Source organism: Peribacillus sp. S4 (genome assembly GCF_046715815.1).
Taxonomy (GTDB): domain Bacteria; phylum Bacillota; class Bacilli; order Bacillales; family DSM-1321; genus Peribacillus; species Peribacillus frigoritolerans.
In genome coordinates, this window is sequence record NZ_CP175708.1 from 1,744,986 (window position 1) to 1,762,350 (window position 17,365).

Annotated in this window: 16 protein-coding genes; all 16 read left to right on the forward strand. The window is 41.3% G+C overall.

Annotated elements, in window-relative coordinates; genetic code table 11:
- The first annotated feature begins 27 nt into the window (after window positions 1-27).
- The 16 genes from ACJ9PY_RS08455 to ACJ9PY_RS08530 all read left to right on the forward strand — a co-directional run bounded on the left by ACJ9PY_RS08455 (window position 28) and on the right by ACJ9PY_RS08530 (window position 17,348).
- Window positions 28-948 (forward strand): ABC transporter permease, encoded by a 921-nt coding sequence (locus tag ACJ9PY_RS08455; protein WP_048684941.1) that lies wholly within the window; start codon window positions 28-30, stop codon window positions 946-948.
- 210 nt (window positions 949-1,158) lie between these two features.
- On the forward strand, window positions 1,159-2,439 hold the full coding sequence (gene yfmF / locus ACJ9PY_RS08460; protein ID WP_057278388.1) for an EF-P 5-aminopentanol modification-associated protein YfmF: 1,281 nt from the start codon (window positions 1,159-1,161) through the stop codon (window positions 2,437-2,439).
- On the forward strand, window positions 2,439-3,725 hold the full coding sequence (gene yfmH, locus ACJ9PY_RS08465; protein WP_411739773.1) for an EF-P 5-aminopentanol modification-associated protein YfmH: 1,287 nt from the start codon (window positions 2,439-2,441) through the stop codon (window positions 3,723-3,725). Before yfmF ends, yfmH begins: the two co-directional genes overlap by 1 nt.
- 18 nt (window positions 3,726-3,743) lie before the next feature.
- Window positions 3,744-4,469, forward strand: a complete 726-nt coding sequence (ymfI, locus tag ACJ9PY_RS08470; protein ID WP_048684725.1) for an elongation factor P 5-aminopentanone reductase — start codon at window positions 3,744-3,746, stop codon at window positions 4,467-4,469.
- An 82-nt stretch (window positions 4,470-4,551) separates the two neighbouring features.
- Complete coding sequence (locus ACJ9PY_RS08475; protein WP_057278386.1) at window positions 4,552-4,809, forward strand: DUF3243 domain-containing protein; 258 nt, start codon at window positions 4,552-4,554, stop codon at window positions 4,807-4,809.
- Between the two features lie 243 nt (window positions 4,810-5,052).
- Complete coding sequence (locus ACJ9PY_RS08480) at window positions 5,053-5,844, forward strand: DUF3388 domain-containing protein (protein ID WP_034313530.1); 792 nt, start codon at window positions 5,053-5,055, stop codon at window positions 5,842-5,844.
- A 17-nt stretch (window positions 5,845-5,861) separates the two neighbouring features.
- Window positions 5,862-6,761, forward strand: a complete 900-nt coding sequence (locus tag ACJ9PY_RS08485) for a helix-turn-helix domain-containing protein (RefSeq protein WP_057278385.1) — start codon at window positions 5,862-5,864, stop codon at window positions 6,759-6,761.
- A gap of 164 nt (window positions 6,762-6,925) precedes the next feature.
- Window positions 6,926-7,510, forward strand: a complete 585-nt coding sequence (gene pgsA, locus ACJ9PY_RS08490; protein WP_034313524.1) for a CDP-diacylglycerol--glycerol-3-phosphate 3-phosphatidyltransferase — start codon at window positions 6,926-6,928, stop codon at window positions 7,508-7,510.
- Window positions 7,511-7,533: 23 nt separating this feature from the next.
- Window positions 7,534-8,766 (forward strand): competence/damage-inducible protein A, encoded by a 1,233-nt coding sequence (locus ACJ9PY_RS08495; RefSeq protein ID WP_057278384.1) that lies wholly within the window; start codon window positions 7,534-7,536, stop codon window positions 8,764-8,766.
- A 348-nt stretch (window positions 8,767-9,114) separates the two neighbouring features.
- On the forward strand, window positions 9,115-10,161 hold the full coding sequence (gene recA, locus ACJ9PY_RS08500; protein ID WP_034313522.1) for a recombinase RecA: 1,047 nt from the start codon (window positions 9,115-9,117) through the stop codon (window positions 10,159-10,161).
- 352 nt (window positions 10,162-10,513) lie between these two features.
- Window positions 10,514-12,073, forward strand: coding sequence for a ribonuclease Y (rny, locus tag ACJ9PY_RS08505; RefSeq protein WP_057278383.1), 1,560 nt, complete (start codon window positions 10,514-10,516; stop codon window positions 12,071-12,073).
- A 151-nt stretch (window positions 12,074-12,224) separates the two neighbouring features.
- Window positions 12,225-13,022 carry a TIGR00282 family metallophosphoesterase gene (locus ACJ9PY_RS08510; RefSeq protein ID WP_063591644.1) on the forward strand — a complete coding sequence of 266 codons (798 nt, stop codon included), beginning with the start codon at window positions 12,225-12,227 and terminating at the stop codon, window positions 13,020-13,022.
- 173 nt (window positions 13,023-13,195) lie between these two features.
- Window positions 13,196-13,456, forward strand: a complete 261-nt coding sequence (gene spoVS / locus ACJ9PY_RS08515) for a stage V sporulation protein SpoVS (protein WP_029281188.1) — start codon at window positions 13,196-13,198, stop codon at window positions 13,454-13,456.
- A 133-nt stretch (window positions 13,457-13,589) separates the two neighbouring features.
- Window positions 13,590-14,522 (forward strand): dipeptidase, encoded by a 933-nt coding sequence (locus ACJ9PY_RS08520; protein WP_411739775.1) that lies wholly within the window; start codon window positions 13,590-13,592, stop codon window positions 14,520-14,522.
- 215 nt (window positions 14,523-14,737) lie between these two features.
- Window positions 14,738-16,495, forward strand: a complete 1,758-nt coding sequence (locus ACJ9PY_RS08525) for a 2-oxoacid:acceptor oxidoreductase subunit alpha (protein WP_053534401.1) — start codon at window positions 14,738-14,740, stop codon at window positions 16,493-16,495.
- Window positions 16,482-17,348 carry a 2-oxoacid:ferredoxin oxidoreductase subunit beta gene (locus tag ACJ9PY_RS08530; protein WP_057278380.1) on the forward strand — a complete coding sequence of 289 codons (867 nt, stop codon included), beginning with the start codon at window positions 16,482-16,484 and terminating at the stop codon, window positions 17,346-17,348. Before ACJ9PY_RS08525 ends, ACJ9PY_RS08530 begins: the two co-directional genes overlap by 14 nt.
- Window positions 17,349-17,365: the final 17 nt, after the last annotated feature.

The window sequence follows — 17,365 nt, forward strand, 5'->3', positions numbered from 1 at the left end:
CAAGTATTACAAATTATTATTCCATCTATGATAGCTCTAGCTGCTCCACTTATTTTTACTTCACTCGGAGGAGTGTTTTCTGAGCGGGCTGGTGTCATAAACATCGGTTTAGAAGGTTTGATGGTCATTGGTGCCTTTACAGGGATTGTTTTTAACTTAATGTTTGCTGATGTATTTGGGGAATGGACTCCTTGGCTCGCAGTCTTAGCGGCAATGATTGCCGGCTTGCTGTTTTCCATTCTGCACGCTGTGGCATGCATTACGTTCAGGGCGGACCAAACGGTTAGTGGGGTTGCCATCAACTTGTTGGCAGTAGGTCTGACCATGTTTTTGGTGAAGCTGATTTTTGACAAAGGTCAAACTGATAGAATCACAGAAACATTCCCAAGGATTGATGTTCCATTATTAAGTGATATTCCATTTATTGGGCCCATCTTTTTCGCAAATGGTTATTACATCGTATATATAGCGATTCTCATATCTTTTGTCGTTTGGTATGTTCTTTATAAAACACCTTTCGGGTTAAGGATTCGTGCAGTGGGAGAACATCCCATGGCTGCTGATACGATGGGTGTCAATGTTACGAAAATCCGATATGCCGCCGTTTTATTATCAGGTGCTTTTGGAGGTATCGGCGGAGCGATTTATGCTACCATCTTTTCAAATGAATTCAATCATGCGACAATAAATGGTCAAGGTTTCATGGCCATTGCCGCCATGATTTTTGGTAAGTGGCACCCGATCGGGGCAATGGGAGCAGCTTTATTCTTTGGTTTGGCTCAAAGTTTAAGTATCGTTGGCTCGAGCCTTCCCTTCTTCAAGGATATTCCATCAGTTTACCTCTTGATCGCTCCATATGTTCTGACGATCATTGCGCTAACTGGTTTCATTGGACGTGCTGATGCTCCAAAAGCATCCGGACAGCCATACATCAAAGGGAAAAGATAAGTGTCTAACCGGTCAGCAAACTGTGCTGGCCGGTTTTTTCTTTAGAGATTGAGCCATAAATGATGGTGAGCTGGTGAAAAACCAAAAAAAGTAGCTGTAACTTGCATGATTTTTCCTTTCACATGTATATTTTAAGTAGATGTTTAAAAGGGTTCCAATCTACAAACAATAAGCTAATAAAGGTGATTTATATTATGAGGAGGATTATTCATGTCTATTGCTTCCGATACAATTACGGAAAAAAGCGGCTACAAGCTTCATGTGGTCCGGACGGATAAATATAAAACGAACACTCTCGTGCTGAAGATGAAGGCCGCTTTGACAAAAGAGGACGTTACATATCGTGCACTGCTGCCATATGTGTTACAAAGCAATACAAGTAAATATCCTACAACACCCGAGCTTCGATCTTATCTTGATGATTTATATGGAGCAGGGTTTTATGTCGATGTAGCTAAAAAAGGAGAATATCAAATCATAAGTTTTACGATTGATATCGTCAATGAAAAATTCCTTAGTGATTCAACCCCGCTTCTCGAAAAGGCTTTTGGGTTGTTATCAGAGGTGATCTTCAATCCGAAGAAAAACGGCGAAGCCTTTGACTCTAAAACGGTTTCCAATGAAATCCGTTCCTTAAAACAGCGGATTCAATCCATTTCCGATGACAAAATGCGATATTCAGCTACACGTCTAGTAGAGGAAATGTGCAAAAACGAACCATATGCTTTAGAAGCGAGCGGTAATCTTCAAGACTTGGAAACGATAACTCCAGAGTCCCTATTCGCCTACTATAAAAAAATGCTGTCGGAAGATGAAATCGATTTATATGTAATCGGCGACATCGATGGATCGGAAGTGGAGGCACTTGCTGACAAGTATGTGTCGTTGCAAGAACGTGAGCCTGTTAGACTGCCGAGGGATACGGGCAAGGCAGTGGAGAAGGAAAAAGAAATCATCGAGAATTCGGATGTGAAACAAGGGAAATTGAATATCGGTTATCGAACCCAAGTTGCATACGGTGATCCGGATTATTATGCTCTTCAGCTTTTCAATGGGATTTTTGGTGGCTTTTCACATTCAAAACTTTTCATTAATGTCAGGGAGAAAGCCAGCCTTGCTTATTATGCAGCTTCAAGGCTTGAAAGTCATAAAGGACTATTGATGGTCATGGCTGGCATTGAAAATGCCAACTACAAGCAGGCATTGGATATCATTCATGCACAAATGAAGGAAATGAAGCAAGGTAACTTTTCCGATGAAGAACTTGCACAGACAAAGGCGGTCGTTAAGAACCAGCTCCTTGAAACCATTGACGTTTCGAGAGGGCTTGTGGAAATTTTATATCATAATGTGATTTCCGGGCAGGATATATCACTCGACGAGTGGTTTACAAAAACAGAGCGGACGACAAAGGAAGAAATCATTGCAGTTGGTCAAAAGATCCAGCTTGATACGATTTATTTCCTAACGGAAGCGGAGGTGCAAGGGTAATGGAAAAAATAGCATTCACTCAATTGAAAGAAGAGCTTTTCCATGAAAAAATGGATAATGGTCTCGAAGTATATATTCTTCCGAAAAGCGGGTTCAATAAATCATTTGCGACTTTCACGACGAATTATGGTTCAATCGACAACCATTTCAAACCATTGAATGAAACGGAATTCTCTAAAGTACCAGATGGGATTGCCCATTTTCTTGAACATAAGCTATTTGAAAAGGAAGATGGTGATGTTTTTCAGCAATTTTCAAAGCAGGGAGCATCTGCAAATGCCTTTACCTCTTTTACCCGTACAGCTTATTTATTTTCCAGCACGTCTGATTTCGAGAGGAATCTTACTACCTTAATTGACTTTGTCCAGGACCCTTACTTTTCGGAAAAGACGGTAGAAAAGGAAAAAGGAATCATTGGGCAGGAAATCAACATGTATGATGATAATTCAGACTGGCGGTTATATTTTGGGACGATTGCCAATATGTATCATCAGCATCCAGTGAAAATCGATATTGCCGGTACTGTGGAATCGATTGCAGGTATTACGAAAGATATGCTTTATGAATGTTATAATACGTTTTACCATCCTAGCAACATGCTCCTATTTGTTGTAGGACCGGTAGAGGTCGAAAGTACCATGAAACTGATTCGGGATAACCAAACTGATAAAGGGTACAACGAACAACCAGCAGTGGAACGTAAATTTGACGAAGAGCCGGAAATCGTTGCCAAGGATAAGGAAGTCTTAAGGATGAATGTCCAGACACCAAAAGTGATGCTGGGCATCAAGGCCATCAATGTAAACCAATCCGGTTTACAGCTTTTGAAAAGGGAATTGGCGACCAATATTTATTTGGAAATGCTGTTTGGCAAAAGTTCGCCTTTGCATGAGGAGCTGTATGAGGAAGGGTTGATCGATCAAAGCTTCTCATATGATTACACACAGGAACAAGGTTTTGGGTTTGCGTTAATTGGCGGGGACAGTGCCAAACCTGATGAGTTGATGGAGTCTTTATTCGGTATCCTGCAAAAATCAAAAGCCGGAACCGGCCTGAATGAAGAAAGCCTGCAAAGGACTATCAAGAAAAAAATCGGTTCTTTCCTTCGTTCCTTGAATTCGCCGGAATATATAGCGAATCAATTCACCAGATATGCATTCAATGATATGAACTTGTTCGATGTTGTATCGGTATTGGAAAAACTAACTATCGAAGATATCAGGGAGGTCGCCAAGGACTTAATATCCGATGAACGGATGACAGTCTGTCAGGTACTTCCGAAATAATATAAAGGGGGCGTGAAAGTGGGGAAACGTTTTGCCCTTATTACAGGAGCCAGTGGAGGAATCGGCAGGGAAATCGCTATAAAGCTCGCCGAGGAGAATTACTCACTTTATTTACATTATAACAGCAATGAAGAAGCGATACTTGCCCTGATTGAAGAACTGAAGCCTCATCAAGTCGAACTTATTCCGATACAAGCGGATTTGGCTGCACCGGACGGCTATAAGAAATTGGCGGAAAATATTTTTGCCCTTCATGCAATCGTCCTTAATAGTGGCAATAGCTATTATGGGCTTATATCTGATATGGATGAGACTATCGTTACTGAAATGGTTCAGCTGCATGTAACGAGCCCTTTCCAATTAACAAAGGAACTGCTTCCAAAGCTTATGTACCAAGAACAGGCTGCCATCGTTGCCGTCACATCAATTTGGGGGCAGACAGGTGCATCTTGTGAAGTATTATATTCAATGGTCAAAGGCAGTCAAAATGCTTTTATCAAGGCGCTTAGCAAAGAAGTATCGCTTAATGGAATCCGGGTGAATGCCGTTGCCCCCGGTGCGATTTCCACTTCCATGCTCGAATCTTTCAGTGCAGAAGATCTGGAAATCATCAAAGGCGATATCCCGATGGGCAGGATGGGGCATTCCAAAGAAGTCGCGGAGGCCGTATACTATTTGCTTTCCGACAAGTCGTCCTATATAACCGGGCAGATTTTAGGCGTAAATGGCGGATGGTACACATGATTTTTTTTAAAAGACATGAATAATTTCCTCAATTTCTTCACAAAATATCTTTGTACTATTTTGAAGGAAAGGGTGACCATTCATGTCTGTATTGGACAATTGGGATCAATGGAAAAACTTCTTAGGCGACAGATTACATCAAGGTGAACAACAAGGCTTGTCAGAAGGCGCTGTTACCAACTTGGCTTACGAAATCGGTGATTACCTAGCTAATCAGGTTGAGCCCCAGAATGATCAAGAGAAAGTGCTTGCTGATCTTTGGTCAGTGGCAAGCGATCAAGAAAAACATGCCATGGCAAGTGTCATGGTCAAGTTAGTCGAGAACAATGGAACGAAGTAAAATATCAATCCAAAAGGCCCTGTTATTAATTAACAGGGCCTTTTGGATTCGAGGGGGATGACTATTTGCCCTCTTATATAAAAATGAATACTTTTATAGGGTTTTTCCTTTTAACTTATCACGAAATGCTATATTATAGAAGCTAGACAATTAATATTAAAGTGTTCAGACCTTGAAATTTACGATGGATAAGTTTTTTGCCCATGATTAGGGTAAAAGCTTTTAGGCTTAAGGAGTGTTATCGTGGATAATAAAGAATGGTATTTTGAATATGAAATTCAAGTCAACCGTCCTGGTTTATTAGGGGATATTTCATCCCTTCTGGGTATGCTTTCCATTAATATCATCACCATTAACGGGGTCGATGAAGGCAGGCGTGGGTTACTTTTGTTGGCCAAAGACAGCCGTAATATAGAAAGATTCGAGTCGATTCTCCGTACGATGGATACGATAAAGGTCATTAAGCTTAGGGAACCTAAATTACGTGATCGCCTCGCAGTCAGGCATGGACGCTATATTCAGCGCGATGCCGATGAGAAAAACACTTTTAGGTTTGTTCGTGATGAACTAGGCTTGCTTGTCGATTTCCTGGCCGAGCTATTTAAACAGGAAGGTCATAAATTAATCGGGATCCGAGGGATGCCCCGTGTCGGAAAAACTGAATCTATCGTGGCATCGAGTGTTTGTGCTAATAAGAGATGGTTGTTTGTGTCCTCGACCCTTTTAAAGCAGACTATCCGCAGCCAGCTTATTGAGGATGAATATAATAATGATAATTTGTTCATTTTAGATGGAATTGTTTCCACTCGCCGTGCAAATGAGCGTCATTGGCAGTTGATTCGTGAAATAATGAGGCTTGATGCTGTCAAAGTAATCGAACATCCGGATGTTTTTGTCCAAAATACGGAGTATACCCTCGAAGACTTTGATTATATTATTGAATTGCGAAACAATCCTGAAGAAGAAATAACATATGAAGTTGTCGACCAAAAAGACCAGTTTTCAGGGTCCGATTTTGGTTCCTTTGACTTTTAAAATGGCAGGTGTTTTATTTGACTGAGTTGGGTAATCGATTAAAGGAAGCTAGGGAAGCCAAAGGTCTTAGCCTAGAAGATTTGCAGGAATTAACGAAGATCCAAAAGCGTTACCTCATTGGCATTGAAGAGGGAAATTACAGTATGATGCCAGGAAAGTTCTATGTACGGGCATTCATAAAGCAATATTGTGAAGCGGTCGGACTGGATTCAGAAGAGATTTTCGAACAATATAAGAGTGAAATACCATCGGTCTATAGTGAGGAATTGCCAGAACAGCTTTCACGGGTCCAATCCCGGAAAACCATTCCGGCAGGAGATTCAAAGGTAGTGGAATTGTTACCGAAGATCTTGGCTGCGGTTTTAGTCATTGGTGCGGCCGTATTGATTTGGGTTCTGGTATTGAACTATATGAGTAATCCGGATAACGAGGACAAAAAGGACGCGAAACAAAGCGATGCCGTGGGTTACAATAAAAGTGAAGAGTTTAACAAAGAAGAAGAGAATGCAGACCAAAAACAGAATGAAGAAAAATCAGATTCATCTGAAAAGAAGAATGAAGATGATACAGCAGTCAAAGATGAAGAGAAAGAGCAAAATCTTGCCGTCACAAGTTCCAGCGGTAAAAATAGTACGTATGAATTAAAAAATACCGATACTTTTAAATTAAAGGTGACCTCCAAAGGCTCACCATGGGTCGGCATAAAAAATGGTGAAGGTAAATTACTTTTCCAAGGCACTATCGAAAAGGACAAAAGCCAGGAAATTGATTTCACCAATGAAAAAGAAGCTGTCATCAATATAGGCAGGGCATATGAAACAGAGATTTATGTGAATGATGAGAAGCTGGAGTATTCCATTTCACCGACTGAAGTGAATACGCAATTGGTTACGATACAATTTACGAAAGCCGAATAGTCATCTTATAGATGACTATTTTTGCTCTATTTAATGGTAAGGCGGCGGGGAATGGTCCACTCGGCATATAAGATTGGATTTTGAGTTAAATTATACATATAAGCATTATTTTAGATCTAAGACGCAGGCCCGAATGGCAGGCGTAAATTTTGGAGGTAAAAGTTTTGAATCTGCCTAATAAGATTACAGTAGCAAGAATCTGTTTAATACCAGTATTTTTAATCATCATGCTCGTTCCTTTTTCATGGGGGACTCTGACTTGGGGAGAATACAGTTTGCCAGTGGCACACCTGGCTGGAGCCATCCTCTTTATAATCGCTTCCACTACGGATTGGATCGATGGCCATTTTGCCAGAAAATATAATATGATTACTGATTTAGGGAAATTTTTAGATCCATTGGCAGATAAACTTCTTGTTTCGGCTGCCTTAATCGTTTTGGTTGATCTGGATTTAATGTACGGTCAATCTTGGATTGCCATCGTGATCATAAGTCGCGAGTTTGCAGTCACTGGATTGCGTTTGGTGTTAGCGGGTACAGGGGAAGTGGTTGCAGCGAACCAGCTAGGTAAAATTAAAACATGGGCACAAATTGTTTCTATTTCGGCTTTATTGCTGCATAACCTTCCATTCGCCCTCATTTCACTTCCATTTGCCAATATCGCATTATGGATTGCATTAATCTTTACAATCTGGTCAGGTTTGGATTATTTTATAAAAAACAAAGAAGTATTTGTTAATTCAAAGTAAAAACGAATGGTGGTTTTGAAAAGATGGATGCAGAAATCATTGCAGTGGGCTCAGAGCTTCTTTTAGGTCAAATCAATAACACTAATGGAAGATTCTTATCGCAGCAGTTTGCGGAAATGGGGATCAACGTTTTTTACCATACTGTGGTCGGGGATAACGACCGTCGATTACAACAAGCTATAGAAATCGCTGAATCGAGGGCGAACTTGATTGTTTTTACCGGTGGGCTTGGTCCTACCAAAGATGACTTAACGAAAGAAACGATTGCTCGCCATATCGGGAAAAAGCTCGTTTTTAATGATGAAGCTTTGCAATCCATTGAAGCTTACTTCCAAAAACGGGAACGGCCGATGACGGAAAACAACAAAAAGCAGGCCCTTGTCTTAGAAGGCAGTGAAGTGTTGGCAAACGATCATGGCATGGCCCCAGGAATGGTTTTGTCCAAATCCGGGATTACATATATGCTCCTGCCTGGTCCACCAAGTGAAATGGAGCCAATGTTTTTAAGTTATGGTTATGAAAAGATCATGAATAAATTGGAAAAGCATGAACGGATCGATTCCAAGGTTTTACGGTTCTATGGTATAGGTGAAGCCGAACTGGAAACGGTGATTGAAGATCTCCTTGTCAATCAAACGAATCCGACAATCGCTCCGCTGGCAGCCGAAGGGGAAGTGACGTTAAGGATCACCGCCAAAGGCCCTTCCAAAGAAAAATGCGAAGAACTTATTTTAGAAACGGAAAAAGAAATTCTTGGCAGGGTCGGCAAGTTCCATTATGGAAGTGATAATACTTCGCTAATAAAGGAACTTGTAAAAGAATTAACGGTCCGCAAGCTTTCAATCGCGGCAGCTGAAAGCTTGACCGGGGGGATGTTCCAAGAACAGCTGACAACCATCCCGGGCGCCGGTAAAGTCTTTAAGGGCGGAATGGTCTGCTATACGAATGATGCGAAGTCCAATGTCCTCGGCGTCAGTGATGATACCATATCTGAGTATGGGGTGGTCAGCGGTGAGTGTGCAATGGAAATGGCCTCTAATGTCCGGAGTAAGCTCGATGCGGATGTAGGCATAAGTTTTACGGGTGTTGCAGGGCCGGATGAACAAGAAGGCAAGCCTGTTGGAACAGTATTTATTGGCATTTCCTATCGCGATGGAAACACTCATTTCAAGGAGTTGAATCTTTCCGGTAGCAGGGCGCAAAACCGTATTCGGAGTGTGAAATACGGCTGTCATTACCTATTAAGGGATTTATAAACGCCATAAGCAGAGCTTTAATACAGCTCTGCTTTTTATTTGGTTTTAGAAGTTTGTTTCTTGAAAAATAGGGAAAAAAGAAAAAAGTTAATTCAATAAAAATGTATTTTTTAGGGAGTAAGTGAAGCGAAATGGAAATTTCCTTAAGCTAAAACGCTTTTTTACAAAGAATATCCCGAAAGAAAAAAACGAATGAATGTTCGACTTTTTGCTTGGCAAAATAGTAAAAAGAGTATATAGTAAAGATAGGTTTTGAGACAGGGTACAAACCTTGAACTCGAATAATTGCTAACGTAAGTACACCTTTAATCGGACAGCCGATTAGTTGAATATAGAGGAGGAAATTAAGTGAGTGATCGTCAAGCGGCTTTAGATATGGCGTTAAAACAAATTGAGAAACAATTTGGTAAAGGTTCGATTATGAAACTTGGGGAACAGACTGATCGTAGGATTTCAACGATCTCAAGCGGTTCTTTAGCATTGGACGTAGCGTTGGGAGTAGGCGGATATCCAAGAGGCCGGGTCATTGAGATATATGGACCTGAAAGCTCCGGTAAAACGACTGTAGCATTACATGCCATTGCAGAGGTACAAAAGACTGGCGGGACGGCTGCATTCATTGATGCCGAGCATGCTTTAGATCCAGCATATTCAGAAAAACTTGGTGTGAATATCGATGAGTTACTGCTTTCACAGCCTGATACGGGTGAACAAGCCCTAGAGATCGCTGAAGCGTTAGTTCGAAGCGGAGCGGTAGATATCATTGTCATTGACTCGGTGGCGGCACTTGTACCAAAAGCTGAAATCGAAGGCGAAATGGGAGATTCCCATATGGGTCTCCAAGCCCGGATGATGTCTCAGGCACTTAGAAAACTGTCTGGTTCCATTAATAAATCAAATACCATTGCCATTTTCATTAACCAAGTCCGTGAAAAAATCGGTGTTATGTTTGGGAATCCAGAAACGACTCCGGGAGGCCGGGCATTGAAGTTCTATTCAACTGTTCGTCTGGAAGTGCGCCGTGCGGAGCAATTAAAACAAGGTAATGAAATCGTGGGTAATAAAACGAAAATCAAAGTTGTAAAAAACAAAGTTGCTCCACCATTCCGCCAAGCAGAAGTTGACATCATGTATGGTCAAGGGATTTCACAGGAAGGTGAAATCATCGATATGGGTGCAGACCTTGATATCGTCCTTAAAAGCGGCTCATGGTATTCATACAATGAAGAGCGTGTCGGACAAGGCCGTGAAAATGCGAAGCTTTTCCTGAAAGAAAATCAGGATATCGCTCAGGAAATTTCTCAGAAAATCAGAGATCACTATAATCTTGATGGAGAGCATGAATTACCACCAGAAGAAAATGAAACAGAAGAGCATTTTGAATTGCTTGATTAATGATATTTGGAAAGGCCTAAGCTTATTCGCTTAGGCCTTTTATGTATATTTTAAGAAAAATGCGAAATTTTCAGTGGATTAAATGGCATTGTAATCAGATTTACAGACTGCTTCCATAATGAATGCTGTACATTATGATGGTTGATATTAAGAAAACTTGAATAAACATTGATACATAAGGGACAAACGCTTGACAATAAAAATTCTCAACTATACAATTAATATGTATATTTTACAATTTTTCAAACTAAAATTTTGAAAATTAAGTGCTGTATATTGAATTTATGTGCAATGTACTTGCCGACAGTTCAACATTTTATGTAAAAAGTTCATAGCAAGGGGAGGTGAAACGATGGAACCCATGACAATCATCTTCACTTTGCTTGGCCTAATCGTCGGTGCAGTTGTTGGTTATTTTATTCACAAATCAAAATTTGAGAGTAGAATAGCAGGGGCAAAGGGCTCTGCAGAACACATCCTTGAGGATGCAAAACGTGAAGCGGAAGCACTTAAGAAAGAAGCCTTGTTGGAAGCAAAAGATGAAATTCATAAAGTTCGTGCCGATTCGGATCGGGAAGCCCGTGAAAGAAGGAACGAATTACAAAAACAAGAAAATCGGTTATTGCAAAGAGAAGAGAATCTGGACCGTAAGGATGAAACGTTAGACAAACGTGAGAGCCTTTTGGAGAAAAAAGAAGATTCTCTAAACCAAAGACAACAGCATATTGAAGAGATGGAAAGCAAAGTGGAAGAGATGGTTCGTAAGCAGCAAACAGAGCTTGAACGTGTTTCCGGTTTAACTCGTGAAGAGGCTAAAGCAATCATTATAGACCGAATGGAAAACGAGCTTGCTCACGATGTAGCGCTTATGATTAAAGAAAGTGATACCCGTGCCAAAGAAGAAGCTGATAAAAAAGCAAAAGAAGTCCTTTCTCTTGCCATTCAGCGTTGTGCGGCTGATCATGTTGCAGAGACCACCGTTTCTGTAGTAAATCTTCCAAACGATGAAATGAAAGGACGGATAATCGGACGTGAAGGACGAAATATCCGGACGTTAGAAACGCTAACAGGTATTGACCTTATTATTGATGATACTCCTGAAGCTGTCATTTTATCTGGATTCGATCCAATTAGACGGGAAACGGCACGCTTGGCTCTTGAGAAACTTGTTCAGGACGGACGGATCCATCCGGCTCGCATTGAAGAAATGGTTGACAAAGCAAGACGTGAGGTAGATGAACATATTCGTGAAATTGGTGAACAGACTACTTTTGAAGTTGGAGTTCACGGTCTCCATCCAGATCTCATCAAAATACTAGGACGTTTGAAATTCCGTACCAGTTATGGGCAAAACGTACTTAAACATTCAATTGAAGTGGCCCAGCTTTCAGGTTTACTGGCCGCTGAGCTCGGTGAGGATGAAGTTCTTGCCCGCCGTGCAGGTTTATTGCATGATATTGGGAAAGCGATCGATCATGAAGTGGAAGGCAGTCACGTTGAAATTGGCGTTGAATTAGCAACCAAATATAAAGAGCATCCAACTGTCATTAACAGCATCGCTTCACATCATGGCGATACGGAACCAACTTCCATCATTTCAGTGCTTGTGGCTGCCGCTGATGCATTATCAGCTGCAAGACCGGGAGCAAGAAGTGAAACGCTTGAAAATTACATTAGAAGACTTGAAAAGCTTGAGGAAATTTCCGAGTCCTATGATGGAGTGGAGAAATCTTTTGCGATTCAAGCCGGACGAGAAGTGCGGATTCTAGTGAAACCAGAACAAATCGATGACCTTTCGGCACATCGACTCGCACGTGATATCCGGAAAAGGATTGAAGAAGAGCTCGATTACCCAGGTCATATAAAAGTCACGGTCATCCGTGAAACAAGAGCAGTCGAATATGCCAAATAATTGTTAGTGAAAGACGAAGTGGTGCAAACCACTTCGTTTTTTCTTTTTCCGATATGAATCGTAAGCATAATTCTTATAATTACCCCCAATTATGTTACAATACATACTTGAATAATTCATATAATCAGGTGAATCCAGAAAGGGTTTTACAATGAAATTGCTATTTATAGGGGATGTAGTGGGATCTCCAGGTCGTGACATGATTCAAGAATACCTTCCTAAGTTAAAAGAAAAGTATCGTCCGCATATCACGGTCATCAATGGCGAGAATGCAGCAAGTGGCCGGGGGATTACAGAAAAGATTTACCGCAGTTTTTTAGAGTGGGGAGCGCAGGCAGTGACCATGGGAAACCATACATGGGATAATCGTGATATTTTCAACTTTATTGATGAAGCGAAATATCTTGTCCGTCCAGCAAACTTTCCAGACGGGGTTCCCGGAGAAGGTATGAAATTTTTAAAATTGAACCAGCATGAAATAGCGGTCATCAATTTGCAAGCGAGAACGTTCATGCCGGATTTGGACTGTCCGTTCAAAAAGGCGGAAGAACTAGTGGCGGAGGCTCGAAAAAAGACACCGATCATCTTTGTCGATTTTCATGGTGAAGCGACAAGTGAAAAGCAAGCCATGGGTTGGTTCCTGGATGGTAAGGTTACAGCAGTCGTTGGTACACACACACACGTCCAGACAGCAGATAACCGTATATTACCTGCAGGCACCGCTTACATATCAGATGTAGGCATGACAGGACCATATGATGCCATCCTTGGTATGGAAAGAGAGGCAGTCATCCATCGGTTCCTGACCAGCCTTCCAGTTCGTTTCGAAGTCCCAAAAGAGGGACGTACCCTATTAAGCGGGGTTCTCCTTGAAATTGATGAGAAAACTGGCAAGGCAAAGAAGATAGAAAGGATCCTGATTAACGAAGATCATCCCTTTTACCATTGATTCGAACGGATGGACAGTCAAACTGCCATCCGTTTTTCCATTCTTTAATAAATGGTGTACAATCCCGGTTTTCTTTGTCATACAAGTTTTACTTGATGAATATAGTAGCAGTGGAAAGTGTTATAACTATTTAGCCAAGTTAGAATCGGCAGGGAAAACAAGGAGGACTAGGAATGGAAATATTAAAAGTTTCAGCAAAATCTAATCCTAATTCTGTAGCAGGCGCACTAGCGGGAGTGCTCAGGGAAAGAGGAGCAGCCGAAATTCAAGCAATCGGTGCAGGTGCGTTAAATCAAGCCGTCAAGGCAGTAGCAATCGCAAGAGGGTTTGTCGCACCTAGTGGAGTTGACTTGATTTGTATTCCTGCCTTTACAGATATACTTATTGATGGCGAAGAGAGAACGGCAATAAAACTAATCATTGAACCAAGATAATTGCAAGTTTGGGTGTCCTGTTTGTCGGATGGCGAGCAGGCACTTTTTTGTCGTGACTTCCAAATGACGAAAGGCCCGTGTCGCCTTATAATGGTATATATAATCATAAAAAAGTACAGGAAGGGGGATTACATTGGAGATTTTTGATGCACATTGTGATGTGCTGATGAAGATGTTCATCGATCCGGATATTTCTTTTACAAATAGTGATAAATTACATATAACAAAGCGGGGTTTATTGGACGAAGGGGGAAAAGTCCAATGTTTTGCCATATATATACCTGAAAAAGTCCACCCTGATATGAGATTTCAAGCGGCTTTGGCGATGGTGGATATTTTTCATGAAAAGATTTTGTCGGAGCCGGAAATGAAATTTATTAAGACCAAGGCAGATATCGAATCTTTAAAAGAAAAGGAAATCGGTGCAATGCTAACTTTGGAGGGGTGCGATTGCATTGGGAATGATTTGTTGAAACTGAAAACCCTTATTCATCTTGGAGTATCCTCCGTAGGTTTGACTTGGAATCACGCTAACTTGGTAGCGGATGGGGCATTGGAAACAAGAGGGGGAGGCTTGACCGGGTTTGGAACGGAAGTGGTCGCGCTACTGAATGAGAAGTCAATTTGGTGTGATTTATCCCATTTATCTGAAGCTGGATTTTGGGACACCCTAAAGTTGGCGAAATTCCCGATCGCCTCCCATTCGAATGCTTATCAGCTTTGTCCGCATCCGCGAAATTTAAAGGACGGGCAGATAAAAGCCCTTTTACAGAAAAATGGGATGATCGGAGTAACCTTTGTCCCGCAATTTCTAGCAAATGGCCCGGTTACGATAAAGGATATCTTGAAACATATAGAGCATATATGCAGTTTGGGCGGGGAAAGACAAATTGGATTAGGGTCCGACTTCGATGGAATCGATCATATGGTAGAGAAGTTAACGTCATATAAGGATTATCATAACTTAATAAATGAATTGAACAGGCTTTATTCCAGTGAGTTTGTAAAAGGTCTCCTTTTTGATAATTTCACTCGTAATTTTCCGCTTGAAAAGGAAATATCTTAAGTGATTTTCAATTCTTACTATATAGATATGAATAAATATTCTGAAAATATAAAAAATAAAAGCAAAAAGGTTGCAATTTGATGATTTAACCGATAGAATTGAAAGCGTTTAGTACACCTTTCCTAAATTAGAACGATAATTATACATAGTTGAATGTTCTAAGAGAGGTGCGGTTAAATGCATTTATATACGAACGTCCTAAAGGAGTGTAAGACATGATCAATCAACTTTCATGGAAAGTTGGCGGACAACAAGGTGAAGGTATTGAAAGTACAGGAGAAATATTCTGTATTGCCCTCAATCGCTTAGGTTATTACTTGTATGGCTACCGTCATTTCTCATCCCGAATCAAGGGTGGACACACGAATAACAAAATTCGTGTAAGTACTACGGAAACTCGTGCTATCTCTGATGATTTAGACATCTTAGTTGCTTTTGACCAAGAAACAATTGACGTCAATTATAAAGAATTACATGAGGGTGGCATCATAATTGCAGATGCAAAATTCAAACCTGTCTGCCCAGAAGATACAAAGGCAGAATTATATATTGTTCCTTTTACGGAAATAGCAGCCGAATTAGGAACATCATTAATGAAAAATATGGTTGCCATCGGTGCAACATGTGCTGTTCTCGGAATGGAAATTTCCGTATTCAACGATGTGGTTGATGAAATATTCGGCCGTAAAGGTGAAGAAATCGTTAAGAAGAATATGGATGCCATTACTGCCGGCTATAAGGCAATGGAAGTATTGCTTGGAGAAAAACTGGGCGCGATGGAGCTGGAAAAGGCAGACGGCCAAAAACGAATGTTCATGATCGGAAACGATGCTATCGCTTTAGGCGCAGTTGCAGGAGGTTGCCGCTTCATGGCAGCTTACCCGATTACTCCGGCTTCGGAAATCATGGAATACTTAATTAAGAAACTTCCTCAATTTGGCGGGACGGTCATACAGACTGAAGATGAAATCGCGGCAGCCACAATGGCTATCGGTGCGAACTATGGCGGTGTACGTGCCATCACAGCTTCAGCTGGACCTGGGCTTTCCTTGAAAATGGAGGCGATAGGTTTAGCGGGCATTACCGAAACGCCAATTGTCATCGTCGATACTCAACGTGGCGGTCCATCTACGGGACTTCCTACAAAACAGGAGCAATCCGATTTAATGGCCATGATTTATGGTACACATGGTGAAATACCTAAAATCGTCATGGCTCCGAGTACTGTTGAGGAAGCTTTTTATGATACGGCAGAAGCATTCAACCTTGCAGAGGAATATCAATGTCCGGTTATCGTTTTATCCGACTTACAGCTATCATTAGGTAAACAGACGGTTCAGCCGCTTGATTACGGCAAAGTGGAGATAAGACGCGGAAAATTGGTTGACTTTGAAATTGAAGAGCCAGAAAACAAATCTTACTTCAAGCGTTATGAAGTAACGGAAGACGGAGTCTCACCACGGGTAGTGCCTGGTATGAAAAATGGAATTCACCATGTTACGGGTGTTGAACATGATGAAACGGGCAGACCTTCCGAGACGGCCTTGAATCGCAAATTGCAAATGGATAAACGGATGCGTAAGCTGAATAATTTAACTAACACATTCCAAACACCAGTATACAAAAACACACCGCATGAAGAAGCGGATTTATTAATTCTTGGTTTTAACTCAACACGCGGGACGATTGATGAAGCGATCGGCCGTTTAGAAACGGATGGAGTGAAAGTGAATCATGCGCAAATCCGCTTGATTCATCCTTTCCCAGCTGATGAAGTCCTTTCATTGGTGCAAAGTGCTAAGAAAGTAGTAGTTATTGAAAATAATGCGACTGGACAATTGGCTAATATTATCAAGATGAATGTCGGACATGTTAATAAAATAAAAAGCATCCTAAAATATGATGGCAACCCATTCCTCCCGCATGAAATTCACACACAATGCAAGGAGATGTTCGAATATGGCAACGTTTAAAGAGTTTCGGAATGATGTAAAACCTAACTGGTGTCCTGGCTGCGGAGATTTCTCCGTTCAGGCTGCCATGCAGCGTGCGGCAGCCAATGTGGGATTGGAGCCGGAGAATTTGGCCGTTGTTTCCGGTATCGGCTGTTCAGGGCGTATATCCGGTTACATCAAGTCATATGGTTTCCACGGCATCCATGGGCGCTCACTGCCAATTGCCCAAGGAGTAAAAATGGCCAACCGTGAATTGACGGTTATAGCTTCAGGCGGTGACGGGGATGGTTTTGCAATCGGGATGGGACACACCATCCATGCGATCCGCCGTAATATCGACATTACGTATATTGTCATGGATAACCAAATTTATGGATTGACTAAAGGCCAGACTTCTCCTAGATCAGCTGCTGGATTTAAAACGAAATCCACTCCAGAAGGATCAATAGAACAGGCTGTTTCACCTATGGAATTAGCATTGTCAGCTGGCGCTACGTTTGTCGCCCAAAGCTTTTCCACTGACTTGAAAGACCTTACGGCGATCATTGAAGCAGGGATAAACCATAAAGGGTTCTCCTTTATCAATGTTTTCTCTCCTTGCGTAACATATAATAAGATCAATACGTATGATTGGTTTAAACAAAACTTAACTAAATTGAACACGATTGAAGGGTATGATTCATCAAATAAAGAACAGGCCATGCAGACTTTGATGCAGCATGACAGCCTTGTGACAGGGATCATTTATCAAGATTCTTCACGCCCTTCGTACCAGGAATTAGTGCCAGGGTATGCTGAAAAAGCGCTAAACAAATCAGATTTGACACTGGATCAAGCGCACTTTGATAAGCTTGTTGCTGAATTTATGTAAAAGTTAAAAGGTTCACC

Excerpts from the sequence above, each read along its gene's own strand:
- ACJ9PY_RS08455 (WP_048684941.1), top strand. The coding sequence starts at position 28 with ATGATAGCTCTAGCTGCTCCACTTATTTTTACTTCACTCGGAGGAGTG.
- yfmF (WP_057278388.1), top strand. The coding sequence starts at position 1,159 with ATGTCTATTGCTTCCGATACAATTACGGAAAAAAGCGGCTACAAGCTT.
- yfmH (WP_411739773.1), top strand. The coding sequence starts at position 2,439 with ATGGAAAAAATAGCATTCACTCAATTGAAAGAAGAGCTTTTCCATGAA.
- ACJ9PY_RS08475 (WP_057278386.1), top strand. The coding sequence starts at position 4,552 with ATGTCTGTATTGGACAATTGGGATCAATGGAAAAACTTCTTAGGCGAC.
- ACJ9PY_RS08495 (WP_057278384.1), top strand. The coding sequence starts at position 7,534 with ATGGATGCAGAAATCATTGCAGTGGGCTCAGAGCTTCTTTTAGGTCAA.
- rny (WP_057278383.1), top strand. The coding sequence starts at position 10,514 with ATGGAACCCATGACAATCATCTTCACTTTGCTTGGCCTAATCGTCGGT.
- ACJ9PY_RS08510 (WP_063591644.1), top strand. The coding sequence starts at position 12,225 with ATGAAATTGCTATTTATAGGGGATGTAGTGGGATCTCCAGGTCGTGAC.
- spoVS (WP_029281188.1), top strand. The coding sequence starts at position 13,196 with ATGGAAATATTAAAAGTTTCAGCAAAATCTAATCCTAATTCTGTAGCA.
- ACJ9PY_RS08525 (WP_053534401.1), top strand. The coding sequence starts at position 14,738 with ATGATCAATCAACTTTCATGGAAAGTTGGCGGACAACAAGGTGAAGGT.
- ACJ9PY_RS08530 (WP_057278380.1), top strand. The coding sequence starts at position 16,482 with ATGGCAACGTTTAAAGAGTTTCGGAATGATGTAAAACCTAACTGGTGT.